The organism is Mangrovibacterium sp., assembly GCF_059905295.1.
Window position 1 is genome coordinate 1 of the sequence record NZ_JBZQJF010000249.1, and the last position, 1,623, is coordinate 1,623.

Annotated in this window: 2 protein-coding genes and 1 pseudogene; all 3 read left to right on the top strand. The window is 43.4% G+C overall.

The genetic code is table 11. From position 1 onward, the window contains the following. On the top strand, positions 1-237 hold a 237-nt coding region (locus tag AC37HE_RS12920), incomplete at its 5' end, for a histidinol dehydrogenase (RefSeq protein ID WP_500783263.1). Between the two features lie 29 nt (positions 238-266). Further along, positions 267-1,298 carry a histidinol-phosphate transaminase gene (hisC, locus tag AC37HE_RS12925; protein WP_500783264.1) on the top strand — a complete coding sequence of 344 codons (1,032 nt, stop codon included), beginning with the start codon at positions 267-269 and terminating at the stop codon, positions 1,296-1,298. Between the two features lie 83 nt (positions 1,299-1,381). Beyond that, positions 1,382-1,623 (top strand): annotated as a pseudogene (locus AC37HE_RS12930) (bifunctional histidinol-phosphatase/imidazoleglycerol-phosphate dehydratase); the annotation flags it as partial.

Sequence of the window (1,623 nt, forward strand, 5' to 3'; positions counted from 1 at the left end):
ACACCGGAAAGTGCCGGCGACTATGCATCAGGAACAAACCACACCTTGCCAACCAACGGCTGGGCCCGCTCGTTCAGCGGTGTTAACCTGGACAGTTTCACCCGGAAAATTACTTTCCAGGAAATTTCGAAAGAAGGTATTCAGAAGCTGGGGCCAGTGATTGAAGTGATGGCTGCAGCCGAGCAACTGGATGCTCACAAGAATGCTGTAACATTACGGTTAAAAGAGTTGAAGTAACAGATTTGCAAATTCCCAATTTCGAAAACATGAACTTAGATAAACTTTTACGTGATAATATACGCCAGCTAAAACCGTACTCATCAGCAAGAGACGAGTTCTCGGGTGAAGCAATGGTTTTCCTGGATGCCAACGAAAACCCGTTTAACGCGCCATACAACCGTTATCCGGATCCGCTGCAACGTGAACTGAAAGACAAAATTGCAGTAATTAAAAAATGCAATGCCGGTCAGATCTTTCTGGGTAATGGAAGTGATGAGCCAATCGACCTGCTTTTCCGCGCTTTTTGCGAGCCAGGCAAAGACAATATCATTTCGATCGATCCTACTTATGGGATGTACCAGGTGGCCGCCGACATCAACAATATTGAAGTTCGCAAGGTGAAGCTAAATGAGGATTACAACTTCTCAGCCAAAGAAATGCTGACTGCTGCCGACGAAAATACCAAACTGGCATTTGTTTGCTCGCCCAACAATCCAACAGCCAACCTGATGGATAAAGCTGAAATGCTTGAGCTAATCCAAAACTTCAAGGGCTTGGTTGTTGTCGACGAAGCTTACATCGACTTCGCTCCGGGAGCAAGCTTGTTGGATAAACTGGACAAATATCCAAACCTGGTTATTTTGCAAACCTTCTCAAAAGCCTGGGGGATGGCAGGTATTCGTTTGGGAATGGCCTTTGCCTCACCCGACATCATCCGTATCTTCAACAAAATCAAATACCCCTATAACATCAACATCCTCACCCAGAAAAAAGCATTGGAATTGGTTCAACAGGAAGCAGACAAGAATGCCTGGGTTGAATTATTGATTTCAGAACGCGGTAAATTAGCGGAACAATTGAAATCGTTCCCCTTTGTTGTCAAGATATATCCTTCAGATGCCAACTTCTTACTCGTAAAAATGTACGATGCCCGAGGTATTTACGAGTTCCTTGTTGAAAACGGAATCATTGTACGCGACCGCTCCAAAGTTATTTTATGCGACGACAGCCTGCGTGTTACCGTTGGATCACCTGAAGAAAACGAAATTTTAATTGAGAAACTAAACGAATTAATATAGTGAAAACAATTAGGCATATAGGATATATGTATTAAAACCTATGATTTCTATGTGCCTATTGTGGTTTATCCAATACAACATATATGAAGAAAGCATTATTCATCGATAGAGACGGAACCCTGATTTTTGAGCCGGCGGACGAACAAATTGATTCGCTGGAAAAACTGGAGTTTCTGCCCAAAGTTTTTCGCAACATGCACTTTATCGCTAAAAACCTGAACTACGAATTGGTCATGGTAACCAACCAGGACGGTTTGGGAACTGACTCATTTCCGGAGGATACCTTCTGGCCCGCCCACAACAAAATGCTGAAAGCGATGGAAAA